This window comes from Neobittarella massiliensis (ex Bilen et al. 2018), from assembly GCF_900289145.1.
GTDB lineage: Bacteria > Bacillota > Clostridia > Oscillospirales > Ruminococcaceae > Neobittarella > Neobittarella massiliensis.
Genome location: NZ_OKQO01000007.1, coordinates 198,144 through 215,671 on the forward strand (window position 1 = coordinate 198,144; position 17,528 = coordinate 215,671).

The 17,528-nt window shown below is 61.4% G+C and carries 17 protein-coding genes; 13 read left to right on the plus strand and 4 right to left on the minus strand.

What is annotated here, in order from left to right:
- Nucleotides 1–40 precede the first annotated feature (40 nt).
- Nucleotides 41–790: a glutamine amidotransferase gene (locus C6Y32_RS11360; protein WP_105205372.1), complete on the minus strand. Its 750-nt coding sequence runs from the start codon at nt 788–790 to the stop codon at nt 41–43.
- Between the two features lie 340 nt (nt 791–1,130).
- Between C6Y32_RS11360 and C6Y32_RS11365 the strand changes: the two genes are divergently transcribed.
- The 13 genes from C6Y32_RS11365 to C6Y32_RS11425 all read left to right on the plus strand — a co-directional run bounded on the left by C6Y32_RS11365 (nt 1,131) and on the right by C6Y32_RS11425 (nt 14,127).
- Nucleotides 1,131–2,588: an aminoacyl-histidine dipeptidase gene (locus tag C6Y32_RS11365; protein ID WP_105205373.1), complete on the plus strand. Its 1,458-nt coding sequence runs from the start codon at nt 1,131–1,133 to the stop codon at nt 2,586–2,588.
- Nucleotides 2,589–2,871: 283 nt separating this feature from the next.
- On the plus strand, nt 2,872–3,705 hold the full coding sequence (locus C6Y32_RS11370; RefSeq protein ID WP_164998245.1) for a transporter substrate-binding domain-containing protein: 834 nt from the start codon (nt 2,872–2,874) through the stop codon (nt 3,703–3,705).
- A 44-nt stretch (nt 3,706–3,749) separates the two neighbouring features.
- Entirely contained in the window at nt 3,750–4,496 is a 747-nt protein-coding gene (locus C6Y32_RS11375) for an amino acid ABC transporter permease (RefSeq protein ID WP_105205375.1), read from the plus strand.
- Between the two features lie 52 nt (nt 4,497–4,548).
- On the plus strand, nt 4,549–5,337 hold the full coding sequence (locus tag C6Y32_RS11380) for an amino acid ABC transporter ATP-binding protein (protein WP_105205376.1): 789 nt from the start codon (nt 4,549–4,551) through the stop codon (nt 5,335–5,337).
- A 278-nt stretch (nt 5,338–5,615) separates the two neighbouring features.
- Entirely contained in the window at nt 5,616–7,010 is a 1,395-nt protein-coding gene (locus tag C6Y32_RS11385; RefSeq protein WP_164998246.1) for an MATE family efflux transporter, read from the plus strand.
- A 43-nt stretch (nt 7,011–7,053) separates the two neighbouring features.
- Nucleotides 7,054–8,454, plus strand: a complete 1,401-nt coding sequence (locus C6Y32_RS11390) for an MATE family efflux transporter (protein WP_105205378.1) — start codon at nt 7,054–7,056, stop codon at nt 8,452–8,454.
- 171 nt (nt 8,455–8,625) lie between these two features.
- A complete protein-coding gene (gene udp / locus C6Y32_RS11395; RefSeq protein ID WP_105205379.1) occupies nt 8,626–9,408 on the plus strand; it encodes a uridine phosphorylase in 783 nt (260 codons plus the stop codon).
- A gap of 72 nt (nt 9,409–9,480) precedes the next feature.
- Nucleotides 9,481–10,158 carry a DUF3592 domain-containing protein gene (locus tag C6Y32_RS11400; protein ID WP_105205380.1) on the plus strand — a complete coding sequence of 226 codons (678 nt, stop codon included), beginning with the start codon at nt 9,481–9,483 and terminating at the stop codon, nt 10,156–10,158.
- Nucleotides 10,159–10,319: 161 nt separating this feature from the next.
- On the plus strand, nt 10,320–10,898 hold the full coding sequence (locus tag C6Y32_RS11405) for a DUF5317 family protein (RefSeq protein ID WP_105205381.1): 579 nt from the start codon (nt 10,320–10,322) through the stop codon (nt 10,896–10,898).
- Nucleotides 10,895–11,368, plus strand: coding sequence for a hypothetical protein (locus C6Y32_RS11410; protein ID WP_105205382.1), 474 nt, complete (start codon nt 10,895–10,897; stop codon nt 11,366–11,368). Before C6Y32_RS11405 ends, C6Y32_RS11410 begins: the two co-directional genes overlap by 4 nt.
- Before the next feature lie 21 nt (nt 11,369–11,389).
- On the plus strand, nt 11,390–11,992 hold the full coding sequence (locus tag C6Y32_RS11415) for an accessory gene regulator ArgB-like protein (protein ID WP_105205383.1): 603 nt from the start codon (nt 11,390–11,392) through the stop codon (nt 11,990–11,992).
- A gap of 171 nt (nt 11,993–12,163) precedes the next feature.
- Nucleotides 12,164–12,286, plus strand: a complete 123-nt coding sequence (locus C6Y32_RS11420) for a cyclic lactone autoinducer peptide (protein WP_105205384.1) — start codon at nt 12,164–12,166, stop codon at nt 12,284–12,286.
- A 152-nt stretch (nt 12,287–12,438) separates the two neighbouring features.
- Nucleotides 12,439–14,127 (plus strand): bifunctional diguanylate cyclase/phosphohydrolase, encoded by a 1,689-nt coding sequence (locus C6Y32_RS11425; RefSeq protein ID WP_105205385.1) that lies wholly within the window; start codon nt 12,439–12,441, stop codon nt 14,125–14,127.
- A 321-nt stretch (nt 14,128–14,448) separates the two neighbouring features.
- Here the strand turns inward: C6Y32_RS11425 and C6Y32_RS11430 are convergent, their stop codons facing one another.
- From C6Y32_RS11430 to C6Y32_RS11440, 3 genes are all read right to left on the minus strand, one after another.
- Nucleotides 14,449–15,834 carry an MATE family efflux transporter gene (locus tag C6Y32_RS11430; protein ID WP_164998247.1) on the minus strand — a complete coding sequence of 462 codons (1,386 nt, stop codon included), beginning with the start codon at nt 15,832–15,834 and terminating at the stop codon, nt 14,449–14,451.
- A 539-nt stretch (nt 15,835–16,373) separates the two neighbouring features.
- Nucleotides 16,374–16,937 carry a hypothetical protein gene (locus C6Y32_RS11435; RefSeq protein ID WP_105205387.1) on the minus strand — a complete coding sequence of 188 codons (564 nt, stop codon included), beginning with the start codon at nt 16,935–16,937 and terminating at the stop codon, nt 16,374–16,376.
- Nucleotides 16,938–17,025: 88 nt separating this feature from the next.
- Nucleotides 17,026–17,466 (minus strand): DUF1893 domain-containing protein, encoded by a 441-nt coding sequence (locus tag C6Y32_RS11440; RefSeq protein ID WP_164998248.1) that lies wholly within the window; start codon nt 17,464–17,466, stop codon nt 17,026–17,028.
- Nucleotides 17,467–17,528 lie beyond the last annotated feature (62 nt).

Below are 17,528 nucleotides of genomic sequence, written 5' to 3' on the forward strand. Positions count from 1 at the left end.
GCAAGCGGCGCTGTTTTGCCCCTCTATAGCCTGATATGGCCTATTTGTGCGCCGCCCAGGCGGTCATGTTGCGCCACATGGTCTTGTTGAAGTCCGACTCGCAAAACTCCACCGGCATCCAGTGGGGGGCACAGTCGCTGGCCCAGGTGAACACCCGGCCCTCGCCGCACTCCCAGCAGGCCAGCATGGGGTCTCCCTGGTAGTCGATGAGCACCTGCGCCTGCGGTTTGGGGATCAGCTTGTTGTAGCCCAGCAGATAGCTCGACTGGGCCGGCATGCCCCTGAGCAGCTCGCTCTTGTCGGCGTCGCAGTGCAGCATAATGCCTTCCGGGTGCTCCTGCCGGTCGTCGCCGGGCAGCAGCTCCACCGGCAAGATATCCTCGATGACTGTGCCTTTATATTTGCCTTTGCCCTCGATGCCCATAAAGGTCAGGTAGCCGCCGATCATGGCAAAGCCGCCGCCCTGCCGCACGAACTCGGCGATCAGGTCCAGCCGGTTGGCGGTGCGCAGCGACCGCTGGAACGTCTTGGGGTTGAGCAGGAAGGTATTGGCCCCCACGTCGCTGACCATGATCACGTCGTACTGCTGCAGCTCCTCCAGCGTCTCGGGGAAGCTGTTGAGCGCCTCGTGCGCCGGCATATGCGTCACCTCAAAATCGTCGCCCAGCGCGTCGATGACCCGCTGGATCTCGGTCTCGTACCCGCCGATGGTAAACTGGTCAAAGCCCTTAGTCTCAATGGTGGTGATGAACCAGGACTCGCCCACAAACAGCACTTTCGTCTTAGCCATAGCAATTCTCCTTTTTGGTCGGCCAGGTTGTAAAAACGTTTTTACAACCTGGCTAAAAAAAATAGCACTTCCAATATCCCTACTATAAAAAGACCGGCCGCAAATGTCAACCTCCGGCGGCAAAAACCGGCAATCCCGCCAAAAGCAGCCGCCAAAAACTGCCCATCTGGCAAAACGCACAGCACAGCTGCACCGCGACACGCCCCTTTAAAGCGGTAAGACAGAATTGCCGTCGGGGCGTTGAAATTCCTACCTTTTTCGTGTACAATGGGAGCACAGACCGCCTCCCCCGACCGGGGCGGCGCCCAAAATTCATTTATAGATAAAGGACGGTGCCACTATGGAATATGTGATCAAGGGCTATGAGCCCGCCGACGCGCTGCGCTATTTCGAGGAGATCTCGGCCATCCCCCGCGGCTCGAAAAACGAGCAGGCCGTAGCCCAGTACGTGTACGACTTTGCCAAAGATCTGGGTCTCGAGGCCCGCATCGACACCACGTACTGGAACGTGGTGGTCAAAAAGCCCGCCTCCCCCGGCTGTGAGGACAAGCCGGCGGTCATGATCCAGGGCCACCTGGACATGGTCTGCGAAAAAAATGCCGGCACCGCGCACGACTTCGAAAAAGACCCGCTCGACCTGTACATCGAAGATGGTCTGCTCAAAGCCCGCGGCACCACCCTGGGCGCCGACAACGGCCAGGCAGTGGCCTACATGATGGCCCTGCTGGCCAGAAACGATCTGGTCCATCCCCCGCTGGAATGCGTGTTCACCTCCATGGAGGAGATCGGTCTGCTGGGCGCCCTGCAGGTCGACACCTCCGACCTGCACAGCAAGTATATGCTTAACGTCGACTGCGGCCCCGAAGGCACGGTATTCGTCTCCTGCGCCGGCGGCCTGCTGCAGGAGATCAGCAAAAAGGTGCGCTGGGAAAAAGCCGGCGGCGACACCGTGTCGCTGCAGGTGCGCGGCCTGCTGGGCGGCCACTCGGCGGCGATGATCGACCACGAGATGGGCAACTCCATCAAGGTCATGGGCCGCATCCTGCACGGCATCCAAAAACAGATGGAGGTACACATCGTCTCCCTCTCCGGCGGCAGCAAAATGAACGCCATCCCCCGCGAGTCCGACGCGGTCATCACCGTGCCCGCCGGTCAGGGCGATAAGGCCATCGAGATCGCCAGCCACATCGCCGCCACCGCCAAAGCCGAGCTGGCCGCCAGCGACGGCGGGCTGTACCTGCAGTGCGAAAAGGCCGGTGCCGCCGAGCGCCAGATGTCGCTGGCCGACAGCCGCCAGATCATCGAGTTCATCTTCCTGGTCAAAAACGGCGTGTACACCATGAGCATGGAGATGCCCGGCCTGGTGGTCTGCTCGTCCAACCTGGGCGTGGCCACCACCGACGACACCGGCGTACAGCTGACCGACTTTATCCGCTCCTCCGACCCCACCATCCGCGACCACCTCGACGACGAGATCCGCTCGCTGGCCCAGCTGCTGGATATCGAGATCGCCCCGGCCGACCCCATGCCCGGCTGGAAGTACGAGGCCGAGTCCCCCCTGCGTCAGCTGTTCATGAAGCTGTACAAAGAGCAGACCGGCAAAGAGATGGTCGCCGTGGCCACCCACGGCGGGCTGGAGTGCGGCATCTTAAAAGACAAGATGCCCGACTTGGATATCATCGCCTTCGGCCCCACCGCCGACGGCGCCCACACTCCCGACGAATCGCTGGACCTGGCCAGTTTCGAGCGCACCTGGAACCTGATCCTGGCCACCTTAAAGGCGCTGGCCGAGCAGTAGTGCACCGCCGGTACCGAGCCGCCGCACCCGTTTAAAAAAGAGAGGACCGCCCCACGGGGCAGCCCTCTCTTTTTTTGCGGCCACATGCGGCGCGCGGAGACGGCCCTCCATTTAAAACCCCGTTAAGAAAGCGCCCCCGGCAATTAAAGCGCTGTTAAGGTTTGCCATAAAGCCTTGTTTTACTGCCACGGGGCGCTAAAATAGAGGCGATCCCGAGCAGATGGTCACCGCCGGGCACCCGGCTCGGCCGGCCCATCTGCCAGCTTTAAAGGAGGCACTTTTCGTGAAAAAGAAGATCCTGTCCGCCCTGCTGGCCGGGCTGTTTTTGCTCGGAGCGCTGGCCGGGTGCGGCGGTCAAAAAGATACCGGCAACCAAAAGGTGCTGCGGGTGGGTTTCGAGGGGATGACCGTCCCCACCAACTGGACCCAGGACAGCGGCGACCACGGCGCCGTGCCTATCACCGGCAGCGACCAGTATCTCTGCGGTTTTGAGGTGGCCTACATGAAAGCCGTCTGCGAAAGAGCCGGCTATCAGCTGCAGGCCTATAAATACGACTGGGACGGCCTGATGATGGCGGTCTCTACCGGCAAAGTCGACTGTGCCATCTCCATGATCTCCCCCACCGCCGAGCGGCAAAAAACAATGGATTTCACCAGCCCCTACTACCGCTCCAACTCGGTGGTCCTGGTCCAAAAAAGCGGCCCCTACGCCGGTGCCACCTCGCTGGAGGCGCTGTCGGGCGCCCGGGTCACCTCTATGCTCAACACACTGTGGTACCGGCAGATCGACGCCATCCCCGGCGCCGACAAGCAGCCCGCCCTCGAGAGCGTACCGGCCATGCTGGTAGCGCTGCAGTCGGGCAAGGTAGACTGCCTGCTGATGGACCGCCCCACCGCCCAGGCCTCGGTCATCGCCAACCCCGACCTGACCATCGCCCCCCTGCGCGAAGAAGACCCCTTTGACGCCTCCGACCAAGACGTGTCGGTGGCCATCGCCCTGCCCCGCGGCAGCGATCAGCTGCGCCGCCAGCTAAACGAGGCCATCGCCCAGATACCCCAGGATCAAGTGCAAAAAATGATGGATGACGCCTGCCGCGATCAGCCGCTCAACCGCTGACTGGCAGACCTGTCGCCGCGCGTTAAGGAGGCGCTTTCTCTCTCATGGACACACCGCAGACATTTTTCGGCTGGATCGCCCTGCTCTGGGACCAGTACGGTCTCATCTTTTTAAAAGGCGCCGGTATCGCCGTCTATCTGGCGGCTGCCGGTACCGCACTGGGCACGCTCATCGGCCTCCTGGCCGGGGTGGGCACCGCCGTCCCCATCGATGTCGATACCCCGCTGCCGCAAAAGGTACTGCTGCGGCTGGTGCGGGGCCTGGTGGCCCTCTACGTCTGGATCTTTCGCGGCACGCCCATGATGGTCCAGGCCATGGTCATCTTTTATGGGGCCTCGGCAGTTTTTAGCTGGGATCTGGACCCCTTGGCCGCCGGCCTGTTCATCGTCTCGGTCAACACCGGCGCCTATATGGCCGAAACGGTCCGCGGCGGCATCCAGGCCGTCGACCCCGGCCAGCTCGAGGGGGCGCAGGCCATCGGCATGTCCCACTTTCAGGCCATGCGGCTGGTCATCCTGCCGCAGGCGCTGCGGGCCATCATCCCCCAGATCGGCAACTATCTGGTCAGCAACATCAAAGACACCTCGGTGCTCAGCGTCATCACCGTGGGGGAGCTGTTCTACCTCGCCCGCTCCGCCGCCGGCACCTATCTGCGCTATTTCGAGGTGTTCTTCATCACCTGTCTCATCTATCTGGCTCTCACCACCGCAGCTACCCTGCTCTTGCGCCTCATCGAAAAAAAGCTGGCCGGCCCCCGGGCCTATGCGCTGGTAGAGGACCCCGGCGCTTAGCGCCGTATGACCGCCACCCGCTAAGTACCTGGTCAAAAGGAGTGTTTTCACCATGGCTACCGCGCCGTTATCCGTCGCAGAACTACCCCTATCCTCCACCGACGCCGCCGATATCCTCCAGGTGCGGCACCTGAGCAAGCGTTTCGGCGCCCACATCGTGCTGCGGGATATCGACTTCTCCATCAGCCGGGGCGACGTCATCTGTATCATCGGCGCCTCCGGTTCAGGCAAGTCCACCCTGCTGCGCTGTATCGATCACCTCGAGCCCCCCACCGCCGGCAGTATTCTGTACCGCGGGCAGCCGGTGGGCGGCGAGCACTTTCAGGTCGACCGCTATCGCGCCAAGGTCGGCATGGTCTTTCAGAGCTTTAACCTGTTTGCCAACATGAATGTGCTCAAAAACTGCATGGCCGGCCCGGTGCACGTGTTGCACGCCAGCCGCGAGCAGGCCCGCGCTCAAGCGCTCACATACTTAAAAAAGGTGGGCATGGCCGCCTACCAAAACGCCCGGCCCGACCAGCTCTCGGGCGGGCAAAAACAGCGGGTAGCCATCGCCCGGGCGCTCTGCATGCACCCCGACATCCTGCTGTTCGACGAGCCCACCAGCGCACTCGACCCGCAGATGGTCGGCGAGGTGCTGGCGGTGATGCGCCAGCTGGCCGCCGAAGGCATGACCATGGCGGTGGTCACCCACGAGATGCAGTTTGCCCGCGAGGTGTCCAGTCGGGTGCTGTTCATGCAAGACGGCATCATCGCCGAGGACGGTACCCCCCAGCAGATCTTTGAGCACCCCAAAAATCCCCATACCCGCACTTTTTTACAGCGGTTCGTCCACCGCTGAAGCAACTTCCCACGCCCCGGGTCCCACCTCCGTCCAAACGACGGAGGCGGGACCCTTTTTCTGTTATTTCTGTACGCCTGCTCTTTTAGATGGTGGCAACTGCACCGGTGGGCGAAAACTGGCCGTACAAATTGTGCGCCCCTCTGAAAAAGTGGGCAGCCGCCGGTTTACAGGGTGACAAAGCGCCGGGTTTGGTCTAACATAAAATGCAGAATAGCCGTCGATGCGGCGGGCGATCCTCGCCTGCGCCGCCGATGGCGAGGAGGCAGATCTCTCTTATGAAACACGCCATACAGCCGCTTGCCGACCGCAGCTTTTACCGCTCGGTCTTCTCTATCGCCCTGCCTATCACCGTACTCAACCTGTTTTCATTCGGGGTGGGCTGCGTAGACAACGTCATGCTGGGCCAGCTGGGCGAGACGGCCATGGCCGCCGCCTCACTGGGCAATCAGGTGTTTTCCATCATCACCAGCATGGCTTTCGGCACCACCATCGCCGCCGTCACGCTCATCTCCCAGTACTGGGGCAAACAGGATACCGCTTCCATCTCCAAGGTCATCGCCACCTGTCTGCGCTATACAGTGGCGGTGTGCGCGGTCGCGGCAGCGGTGGTGTTTTTGTTCCCCCAAACCATTATGGGCGTCTTCTCCGGCGACGCGGCGGTCATCGCCGCCGGCACCACCTACCTGCGCATCTATGCACTCTCGTTCGTGCTGTATGCCGTCTCCATCACGCTCATCACCTCGCTGCGCGCCATCGAAAACGTCAAATTCCCCATGCTCATCAACGTGCTCTCCTACTCGGTGAACATCTGCCTCAACTACTGTCTCATCTTCGGCAAGCTGGGCTTTCCCCAGATGGGGGTCACCGGCGCAGCGGCGGGCACGCTGCTGGCGCGGGTGATAGAGCTGGTCGTCATCCTGCTCTACTTCACCTTTGCCGAGCGGCGCATAACCCTGCGCCTTCACGATCTGCTCCGCTTCGACCGGCGGGTGGAACTGCCCTACGTCAAACAGATGCTGCCCACCACCGTCACCCAGGTGCTCTACGGGGTGGGCTGCACCATGTACCCGCTGGTGTTCGGCCGGCTGGATACCGGTGCCATGGCCGCCTACTCGGTGGCTTTTGCCGCCAATCAGCTATTCACCTCGGCCATCTTCGGGCTGGTCAACGCCTCCTGCGTGCTCACCGGCAAAGCCATCGGCGAGGGAGATCGCCAGGCGGTCATGCGTAAGGGGCGCACCTTCAACTGGCTGTGCGTGGCCATCTCGCTGGTGTCGGCACTGGCGCTGTTTTTGTGCAAAGACCTGCTGCTGGGCCTCTACGCCATCGGCCCCGACACGCTGCACATCACCGACCAGTTCTTGGTGCTCTCGGCCATCACCATGCTGCCGGTGGGGATGGAGGGCATGTTCGCCGGCGGCAGCCTGCGCGGCGGCGGCGACGCCACCTTCAACATGATCTCTACCAACATCTGCCTGTGGCTGGTCGGCATTCCGCTGGTGTTCGTCGCCGGCTTCTGGCTCCACTGGCCCATGTGGGCGGTATTTCTATGCACCAAGCTGTACTTTGTCATCAAGGCCATCTGCTGCCAGCTGCGCTTTAACTCCGGCAAGTGGATCAAAGACGTGACCAGCGCCAAAAAAGAGCAGCCGATAAGCAGCCGGGCCTGACTGCCGCCCTGAGGGGGGCGGCCTATATAAGGGGGGTATCGCATTGAGATTGCGGCTACAGATCGAGCGCAGCGGCCAGTTTTACAAGTCGGTACTGGCTATCGCCCTGCCGGTGGCGCTCCTAAACATCTTCAATTTTAGCGTGGGCATGGTCGACAGCGTCATGCTGGGCCAGCTGGGCGAAACGGCCATGGCCGCCTCGTCGCTGGGCAACCAGGTGTTCGCCATCGTCAACAGCGTCACCTACGGCACCACCGGCGCCGCCGCCACGCTGCTCAGCCAGTACTGGGGCAAGAGGGATCTCGCCGCCATCCCCAAAGTCATCGCCGCCTGCATGCGCTACACCTTCCTCATCTGTCTGGCGGCGTCTGTGGTGGTGTTTTTGCAGCCGGTGGCCATCATGCGCATCTTTTCCAGCGATATGGCCGTCATCGCCGCCGGGGCGGGGTACCTGCGCATCTACTCGCTCTCCTACGCGCTGTACGCTATCTCCATCACGCTCATCACCTCGCTGCGGGCCATCGAGAACGTGCGCGTGCCCATGCTCATCAACATGCTCTCCTACTCGCTGAATATCGGCTTTAACTACTGTCTCATCTTCGGCAAGTTCGGGCTGCCGGCACTGGGCATCACCGGCGCGGCCATCGGCACGCTGTGTGCCCGCATCATCGAGCTGCTGGCCCTCATTATCTACTGCAAATTTTTTGAAAAAACAGTGCACATCACGCTGGGCAGCTTTTTCTGCTTCGACCGGGGCATCGAGCACCGCTTTTTCAGGCTGCTGGTGCCCATCACCATCACCGAGGTGCTCTTCGGCGTGGGCAGCACCATGTACCCGCTGGTATTCGGCCGGCTGGATACCGGCGCTATGGCCGCCTACTCGGTCTCCTACGCACTGCAGCAGCTGTGCACCTCGCTCACCTTTGCCCTGTGCAGCGCCGCCTGCGTGCTCATCGGCAAAGCCGTCGGCGAAGGCGACCGGCAAAAGGTGATGACCCAATCCAAGGCCTTTCACCTCATGTGCTGGGCGGTGGGCTTTCTCTCGGGCGCCTTTCTCTACTTTGGCAAAAACTGGCTGCTGGGTCTCTACGCCATAACTCCCGAGACCATGGCCGTCACCGACAACTTCCTCACACTGTCCGCCCTTACGCTGCCCCTCGTGGCCATGGAGGGCATGTACGCCGCCGGCACGCTGCGCGGTGGCGGCGATGCCACCTTCAACATGATCTTTACTAACCTCTGTCTGTGGGGCATCGGCATCCCGCTGGTGTTTATCGCCGGTTTTGTGCTCCACTGGCCCATGTGGGCGGTATTTCTGCTCACCAAATCCTACTACTTAATCAAGGCCCTGTGCTGCCTGGTGCGCTTTTACTCCGGCAAATGGATCAAAGACGTCACCGCCGACGGCAAGTTCCTCAAAAAAACAGCGACTGAGCCCAGCTGACCGGCAGCGGTCTATCCCCCTCAATACCGCTAAAAAACAGGCCGGTATATCTCTGTTTTCTCCATTGTTTTTGCCCTGTGGACAGTGGTACAATATTCCTATATCGCACGGGCGCCAAGCAAGTCCGCTCGCCCGCCACTTTTTACGCACGATTACAGGAGGAATACGACTATGCCACAGGTAGATTTAGCCCCCGACGAGAAGATCTGGCACCTGCAGATCTCTAAAAACGATATCAAAGGCGCCAAATACGCCATCCTGCCCGGCGACCCCGGCCGTGTGCCCAAGATCGCCGCCCTGCTCGATAGGCCCGAAAAGATCAACGTCAACCGCGAATACGTCACCTACACCGGCTACGTGGGCGATGCCAAAGTGGTGGTCTGCTCCACCGGTATCGGCGGCCCCTCCGCCTCTATCGCCGTAGAGGAGCTGCACATGCTGGGGGTGGATAACTTCATCCGCATCGGCACCTGCGGCGGCATCCATCTGGATGTGTTGGGCGGCGACGTGGTGGTGGTCACCGGCGCCATCCGCGCCGAGGGCACCTCCCGCGAGTACCTGCCCATCGAGTTCCCCGCCGTGTCCGATCTCGACATGGCCGTGGCCCTGCGCGACGGCGCCAAAAACCTGGGCTACCGCTACCACACCGGCGTGGTGGAGTGCAAAGACTCCTACTACGGCCAGCACTCCCCCGAGCGCATGCCCGTATCCTACGAGCTGCTCAACCGCTGGGAGGCTTGGAAACGCGCCGGCACCCTGGGCAGCGAGATGGAATCGGCCGCCCTGTTCACCGTCTGTGCCGCCATCGGCGCCAAGGCCGGTGCGGTCATGCACTGCGTGCAAAACCAGGAGCGCAAGGCGCTGGGCATGGAGAACCCCTTCGATCACGACACCGAGAAAGCCATCCGTGTGGTGCTCGAGGGCATCAAACTGCTAGAGGAGCGCGGCTTCTAAGTCCCGTTCCAACAAAAAAGTAAAAAAGAGCGCCGATGCAGCTATCGGCGCTCTTTTTCGGGAGGACTGCCTATGACAGATCAGCGTCAAAAAAACCCCTACCGCACGCTGGGCGCGGTGTTTACCGCCGTGGGCGTGCTGGCCCTGCTGCTGGGTCTTACCTTCTACCTGCTGCAGCGGCAAGACCTGGCCAGCCGCCAGCCGGTAGTGGGGTCCATTACCGACCTCGAGAGCAGCACCGCCTATGTCGACTACACCGCCGGCGGGCAGGCGTACAGCGGGGTGCGGCTCAACTACTACAGCTCCTCCATGTACGTGGGGCAGCGCATCACCCTCTATATCGACCCCGACCGCCCCGGCCAGCCGGCGGTGCGCCAATTTCTAATGGGCTTTATCTTCGCGCTGCTGGGGCTGATATTTGCCTGCATCGGCTCCGGGCTGCTGTACTACCAACGCCGCAAGCGCCGCCGACGGCAGTATCTGCTGCAAAACGGCCGCCCCATCACCGCCCAGGTCACCGAGGTGCAGCGCGATGCCCGCATTCATGTAAATGGCCGCAGCCCCTGGGTGGTGTGGGCCCAGTATGTAGACCCCGGCAGCAGCACCATCTACCAGTTTAAGAGCGACTCGCTGTGGGCCGATCCCACCGCGCTGGTCGGCAGCACCGTGCGGGTGTACGTCGACCGCAGCGATTACCGCCGCTACTGGGTCGACACCTCTTTTCTCGATCGCTATCACATCGTGGGATAAAGTCACACTTTATGGGGCTTTTTGGCGTTTCGTTTGGTAATCCCTGGTATTGTGACCGCTTTTTTGTAGATAAATTATGTTTATATTGACTGTCTCTGTCGAATTGCTATATAATGGCTTTGTATAAGAGTTTGTCCACTTTATAAATAGAGGAGTTATCTGTGATCGAGACGCTGCTGCTGGCCGTGCTGCTGGCCCACAAGCGGGGGTATGCGCTGCGGGGCCTGCGTCAGGCCAAGCTGCTCTACCCCATCTACCTGTTCGAAGTGGTGACGCTGGGCTTTCAGGCCAGCATCTTTTTCGGGGTGTACACCTTTATCCCCTACGCCCCCATCATCAAAACCACCTACATGGTGGCGCTGGCCCTGCCGCTCATCTGCTACCAGCAGTACCGGGCCTGTCTGGTCAGCGCCGGCTGCGTGTTCGCCGGCAGTATCTTAAACAATCTGGCCATGGCCGCCAACGGCGGCAAAATGCCGGTGTACCCCACGCTCTCCTACCTCACCGGCTACGTCAACACCCGCAATCTCGATCTGGGCGGCAGCCTGCACGTGCTCGGCGGCAGCGCCACCAGGCTCAAGGTGCTCACCGACTATATCGACATCGGCTACAGCGTGCTCAGCATCGGCGATATTCTGGTGCGGGTCATGGGCTTTCTGGCGGTGTACTGCACGCTGCGCCACTTCCACCAGCTGTCTATCGGCGGCGGGGCGCCCGCCCCCAAAAGGAGCATTTCATGAAATTCGATATCATCCAGCTGCTGGCTCAGCTGCTGCGCGACATCCCCGAGGTACTGCTGCTCATGTGGGGGCTCTACACCTTCGCCGGGCGGCGGGTCAGCGCCAAAAATTACTGTATCTGCGGGGCCATACTGGTGCTCACCACCATCGGCTCGCGCATGCTGCCGCTGGCCAACGGGGTCTATGTCATCCTAAACGTCATCATCCTCATCCTGCTGGCCGTCAACGTCTGCAAGATCGAGGTGCTGGGCGCCATCAAGAGCAGCCTGATGGTCACCCTGCTGCTCATCCTCGGTGAGGGGATCAACGTGGTGTTGCTGCAGCTGCTGTTTAAAGACCAGGTGCTGGCCATCTTTGGCGACCCCGTGTACAAGTCCATCGCCGGGGTGCCGGCACTGGTATTTTTGGCGCTCTCCATCGCTATCGTCCGCCTGTACCGCCGGCGCAAAAACACCGCCCCCACCCCATAACAGAAAGTCGAGGCCCTGCCCATGGAGCATCTATCTCGCGCGCTGGCCAACAAGGTGGGCGGGGCGCTGCACTACCCGCCCGAGCAGATCGAGGTGCTGGCCTACGGCTTTTTTGGATTGTTGCAAACGGCGTTTCTGCTGGCCGGCACCGCTCTGCTGGGCTGGGCGATCGGCGCCTTTTGGCCCTGCTTGGCCGCCGTGCTGGCCGGTTCGCTGCTGCGCCGCTTTGCCGGCGGCGCCCATGCCAGCACGCCCGGCCGCTGTGCGCTCATCACCCTGCTGGTCTGCGGCGCCGCCGCGCTGGCCGCCTCCCTGCTGGCACGGTCGGTATCCCGGCCGCCGCTGCTGGCGGCATATCTGGCCGGCTGTGCGCTCTGCCTGGCGGTGGTGGGGGCCCGCGCCCCGGTCGACAGCCCCAACAAGCCGCTGCTCAGTAAAGAGCGCTGCCAAAGGCTGCGGCGGGGCGCACTGACAGTGGTCGGGTGCTATACCGCCGCCGGCGCCGCCGCTCTCGTATTCGGCCCCGGCCCGCTGCCGGCAGTGGCGGTGGCGGTACTGCTGGCAGTGCTGTGGCAGGTCCTCACGCTCACCCGTCTCGGCGGCAAGCTGTTGGGCCGCCTGTAAGTCTCTACCGCAAAAGTAGTCGTCCAGCGGCCCGGTACGCCCAGCTTGTAGCCGCGCCACACATTTTCACTGACCACGCGCCCCGGTCAACGCCGGCGGCGCTCCTATATGCGCAGGGCCTGTGGCCTTGTGCACACCACCAAAAGCGCCCCATAAAAGGAGGTGAACGCGATGAAGAAGAGAGCATACGCCGCTTTTGCCGCGGTGGCGGCACTGGCCGCCGCACTGATGGCGTCTTCGGCCTGCCTGTGGTTCTTCTACCAGCCCGAAGAGCCGAAAAGCCTGCGCAAGTAGGGTGTATAAGAGGGGGGCGACGTATGCCCCCCTCTCCTGCTGTCCGGTGACCTCTACCGCCTGGGCCCGCTTATCTCGCCCGGCAGTTTTCGCGCGATGGGGCCCCAACATACTCTGTCCGGCCTTCCCGTCGCCATAGAAAAGGAGAAGAAATGGCCCCTCACAAAACCTCCTATAAGCCCAGCGTGCGGGACTTTTTGTTCTCGGTGCGCCTGTTATCGCTGTTTTTTGCCTCCATCGCCTTTTTCCAGTTCATCTACCAGCAGGCGGGCGAGGCCCACGGCACCTACTTCTACCTGCTCTACGCGCCGCTGGCGGTGTGTGGGGTGTGTATCGCCGTCTTTCTGTGCATCTCCAACGTCTACCGGGCCGCCGGCAGATACGCCCGCCAGCTCAAGGTGCTGGAATGTGTGCTGATGAGCGCCATCTTTCTGTGTGCCATCGCCGTCACCGGCCTGTACCAAAGCCAGTACAAGATCCTGTTCTTGTTCCTCATCATCAGCTACACCTTCGAGTACGGCATGCGCGCCGGGCTGTACCTGGCGGTGTTCGCCTCGCTGTCCATCGTCGGTATCGACCTGGTGTGGGCGCCGGTAAAAGGCGGGGTCAACCTCTATTTTCAAAACGACCTGCTGCTCTGCGGTGCCTTTATCGTCACTGCCTGGGCGCTGGGCTTTTACGCCCAGATGCGCCAGGAACACATCGCCAGTCTCGAGCGGCAGATCAATACCGATGGCCTCACCGGCCTGCTCAACCACCGCAACTTCTACGACGAGGTACAGCTGTGCTACGACACCGCCCAAAAAGAGGGTACGCCCCTGTCGCTCATCTTTGCCGACATCGACTACTTCACCACCTATAACGACTGTCACGGCCACCAGCAAGGCGACTTGGCCCTAAAAGAGACCGCCGACCTGCTGGCCTCTACCGCCGGGCAAAAGGGGCAGCTGTTTCGCTACAGCGGCGCCAAATTCGCCTGTATTCTGCCGGGGATGGACCAGCAGCAGGCCACTGTTCTGGCGCGGCAGATGCGCGACGCCATAGACCAGCACCCCTTTTACGGGCAGGAGCTGCTCCCCGCCGGCAGCCTCACCATCTCCTGCGGGGTGTGCGGGCTGAGCAGCCGCCACCTCTCCTGCAACCAGTTCGTGCAGGAGTGCGACGACGCCCTCTACCGGGCCAAGTTCTTCCGCAAAAACCGGGTGGAGGTGTACGTCTCGCTGCTGGACCAGTTCCGCGCCGCCGGCGACACCGACGATTTCGAAAACAGTCTCTCCTCCATCCGGGCGCTCATCTCGGTGGTCAACTCCCGCGACCTGTACACCTTCGGCCACACCGAGCGGGTGGTGTACTACGCCAGCCTCATGGCCAAGCGGCTGCACCTCAGCCGCGCAGACAGCCGCGCCCTGCTCTACGGCGCCTACGTGCACGACGTGGGCAAGATCAACGTCGCCAAAGAGATCCTGCTCAAGCCCATCGCCCTGACCGACGAGGAGTGGGCCGAGATGAAAAAGCACCCCAGCGACGGGGCCTACATCATCCGCAACCTGCCCAGCCTCAGTTTTGTGGCCGACCTGGTCGAGCACCACCACGAGCGCTACGACGGCAGCGGCTATCCCCACGGTCTCAAGGGGGAGGAGATCTCCTACCTGGCGCGCATCCTCACGCTGGTCGACAGCTTCGATGCCATCATCTCCAAGCGCCCCTACAAAAAGGCCCGCACCATCGACGAGGCCATCGCCGAGCTGCTGCGCTGCCGCGGCACCCAGTTCGACCCCACCCTCACCGACATCTTTGTAGAGGAGCTGCGCTCCTTCCACAGCGCCCCCTACGGCGCCTGAAATTCCTCACCCCACCCAGGTGTCGCCCACTCAAGAGAGATCCGCCTGCACCGGCAAAACAGCCGGCTGGCGGGTCTCTCTCTTTGCGCCGTACCGCTCTGCGGCCCATCCCGGCGCGGGCGGCTCGCCGGCGGGGCACACCGCGTCAGCTCGGGCACGCATATCCCCGTGCTGTCACCGCACTCCTCCCCCGCTGCCCACCGCTTTATCCGGGGACCAGCAGCTTTTTCCCCAGCGCGCAAAAAAGGCGGCGCCCCACCGCCAAACGGGTGGGGCGCCGCCTAATTTTTTATGTCTTCGCACCTGCCGGCAAACGGCCGATCAGTGCTCCTGCAGCGCTTCTTTGTCGCGGGTGACCTGCTTGATCCACTTGCTCCCGCGGGTGCGGAAGTAGCCGTAAAAGCCCTTGATGACATAGTCGCACTTGAGGATGATGAACACCACGATGGGGGAGAACTTGAACCAGAATGCCCCGGCAAAGGCAAGCGGCATAATAATGCCCCACATGATCACGGTGGTGTAGATGAGGATGTTGGTGGTATCGCCGCTGCCCACCTGCAGCCCGGTCACATACAGCGACTCGTAGGCGAAGGCGATCATGCACAGGCCGTTGATGATGATCATCTGGTCGGCCATAGCATGGGTGGCGGGGGCGATGTTGTAAAAGCCCAACACCAGGTTCTTGATCGACAACACCAGGATCATGGTGAAGATGCCCAGCCCCATGCCCAGCACGTTAAAGGTCTTTTTCTGCAGCTTGGCGCGCTGGATATCGCCCGAGCCGATGGTCTTGCCGATGATGACCGACGAGGCACCCGACAGGCCCGACAGGAAGGTGGAGCCGATGCGGTGTAGCACCTCGGCGATCGTATTGGCGGCAATAGTGGTGGTGCCCAGACGGCCAAAGATCACCGAGTAGGCCGCCATGCCGATGGTGAAGATCATCTCACTGAGCATCGACGGGGCCGCGTAAGACAAAAAGTCTTTAAACAGCACCTTGTCCTTGTGCATAAAGTCGCTGATCTTCATGCGCACGTGGGGGTTTATAAAGAACATGTGCACCAGCACGCAGCTCAGCTCGATGATACGGGCGATCAGCGTGCCGATGGCCACGCCGGTAATGCCCATCTTGGGCAGGCCGAACTTGCCGAAAATAAAACCGTAGTTCAAAAAGATGTTGACCGAGTAGGTGACCAGATTGATGATCAGCGGCGTCTTGGCGTTCTCGGTGGCGCGCACCGACAGCATGTAGGCGTTGCTCACCGCAAACATCACATAGGTCAGCGCCACGATGCGCAGGTAGTTGATACCGGCGTTTATGACCTCTTTATCGGTAGAGAAGATGCCCATGATCTGGGTGGGGAGCAGTATGACCGCGACGGCGGTGATCAGCGCCAGCAGCACCGAGCTGCGCACGGCGATAGCCAGCACCCGCTTGATGGCGTCGGTGTCCCCCTTGCCCCAGTACTGGGCAATGAGCACCGCACCGCCCAGCGTGAGCCCGCGCAGTATGCCCGAGACGATCAAAAAGGGCTGGTCGGCAATGGCCGACGCCGACATGGGCACCTCGCCCAGCGCGCCCAGCATAATGCTGTTTAACGTGGTGACACTGTACATCAGCGCCGACTGCAGCGCCAGCGGTACTGCCAGCGACAGCACCGACCCATAGAAGTACCGGTCCCGTTCGATCGCGATTCCTCTTTTCAAGTATCTTCCCTCTCTCTTCATAAAACTCTCTGTCCGGCGGCCGGCCACCGCCGCAACCGCCGGGTGGCCGCTCAAAAACACCGCGCCGCCACTTTAAAAAGTCGATGTGGGCGCCGGGCCGCACGCCCGCGCCAAACACATCTCCCCACCGAAAAACGGCGGCAGATACCCGCGCCGCACCGGCCATTACAGTTTAGCATACTCTCCACTGTTTTCCTATTGACAATGTCACGAAAATGCAAAATGACCTATGAACAGTTGCAACATATGTGCATATATCACAATTATCAGGCCTGAAACTGGCAAAGCTACACCGTTTTACCCGCCATTTACACAAATTTACGCCAGTGCCGGTCACCGGACTCCCACCGGCCCCAGCACCCTGCTCGCACCGGGTCCAGACACAAAAATACCCGCCGCCCTGTTCTGGGGTGTCGGGTGTAAAAAAACTGTACAAAATCACCAGAGGGCGGGCGTCCTGACCCACTCTGGCCCACCTCCGGTCCGCTCCAGCCCACCTTGGCCTGCCTTGACCTGCCTCAGCCCGCTACCGTGTCATAGTTGGCCAGCTCTCCCCGGTACAGCACCGCTCCAAAGCTCTGGCGGCCCAGGTCCTGCGGCCGTATCAGGCTAAAGTCTTTCTCAAAGTGCAGCGTACCGCTGTTTTCCAGCACAAAAGCCACGAACTGCGAGCAGACGAACCGCCGGCGAAAGCGTTTGGGCCAGCCCATCGCCATAAAAAACAGCCCGGGGAAGTTGTATTTAAACTCTGACTGGTTGCGCAAAAAGTACTCGATGATCTGCTTGGCGCGCAGGTACTGCTCGCTGCTCACCTCCAGCTGGTACACCACGCAGCGGGTGCCACTCAGCTCCTTGTACACGCCCCCGCGGGGGTCCTCGTGCACGAATCCCGCCTCCCAGGGCCGCTCCTTGATGGTGTTGCGCCCAAAAGAGTACAGCTGAGTCAGCGACTTGTCCAGCGATATCGAGACGTGGGTGAACTCGTTGCGGGTGATCAGCCGCAGCACCTTAGAAAACCAGGTGCCGGTGTGGGTAAACATGATGTATATGTACTGGGGCTGCACGACTGCGTCTTTCTCCATGAAAAAGGGCCACCTCTTGTCTGCGCGGCGCCGCTGGATTTGCAGCGCCGCGGCGAAATCGATCAAAACACAAAATGGGTTTCCGGCACTAGATCTTGTAGCTGCCGTCAGCCAGTGCCGCCAGCCGGGCCCTGATGGCGGGGATAGCCTGCTCGGGCGTCGTCACTTCCATCACCGAGTTCTCGATGGGGCACTGGCCGCTGCCGGTGCGGTTGGTGATAATGGGCACCTCCCGCCCACAGTGCAGCACCAGCCCCAGCTGGACCGCCAGGTCGATGGCCGGGCGGCTGGCCACGAACGAGAAGATCTCTCTGGCGCCGCACAGCGCGGCCACGAACACCGCCGCTTTGCCAAACACCCGGTCGCAGATATACGGCGCCGCCCCGGGGTACTGCTGATACAGATCTAAAAGCGGGGCGATGCCCTGCTTCTGCGAAGAAAAAAGCAGCTCTCCGCTCTCGCCGGCGGCCAGGCACTTGTCCTCGCTGCTTTCCATCTGTGCTCTGAGCTCCTGCAAAATCTTATGCACGGCACACATCCCTCTTTCTTACAAAACTCTTTCAGCTTTAGCGTGCACTACCCCGGTCACCG

Coding starts and splice junctions, on each gene's coding strand:
- udp (WP_105205379.1), top strand. CDS start 8,626: ATGCCACAGGTAGATTTAGCCCCCGACGAGAAGATCTGGCACCTGCAG.
- C6Y32_RS11425 (WP_105205385.1), top strand. CDS start 12,439: ATGGCCCCTCACAAAACCTCCTATAAGCCCAGCGTGCGGGACTTTTTG.
- C6Y32_RS11420 (WP_105205384.1), top strand. CDS start 12,164: ATGAAGAAGAGAGCATACGCCGCTTTTGCCGCGGTGGCGGCACTGGCC.
- C6Y32_RS11380 (WP_105205376.1), top strand. CDS start 4,549: ATGGCTACCGCGCCGTTATCCGTCGCAGAACTACCCCTATCCTCCACC.
- C6Y32_RS11385 (WP_164998246.1), top strand. CDS start 5,616: ATGAAACACGCCATACAGCCGCTTGCCGACCGCAGCTTTTACCGCTCG.
- C6Y32_RS11400 (WP_105205380.1), top strand. CDS start 9,481: ATGACAGATCAGCGTCAAAAAAACCCCTACCGCACGCTGGGCGCGGTG.
- C6Y32_RS11415 (WP_105205383.1), top strand. CDS start 11,390: ATGGAGCATCTATCTCGCGCGCTGGCCAACAAGGTGGGCGGGGCGCTG.
- C6Y32_RS11375 (WP_105205375.1), top strand. CDS start 3,750: ATGGACACACCGCAGACATTTTTCGGCTGGATCGCCCTGCTCTGGGAC.
- C6Y32_RS11435 (WP_105205387.1), bottom strand. CDS start 16,937: ATGGAGAAAGACGCAGTCGTGCAGCCCCAGTACATATACATCATGTTT.
- C6Y32_RS11410 (WP_105205382.1), top strand. CDS start 10,895: ATGAAATTCGATATCATCCAGCTGCTGGCTCAGCTGCTGCGCGACATC.
- C6Y32_RS11360 (WP_105205372.1), bottom strand. CDS start 790: ATGGCTAAGACGAAAGTGCTGTTTGTGGGCGAGTCCTGGTTCATCACC.
- C6Y32_RS11365 (WP_105205373.1), top strand. CDS start 1,131: ATGGAATATGTGATCAAGGGCTATGAGCCCGCCGACGCGCTGCGCTAT.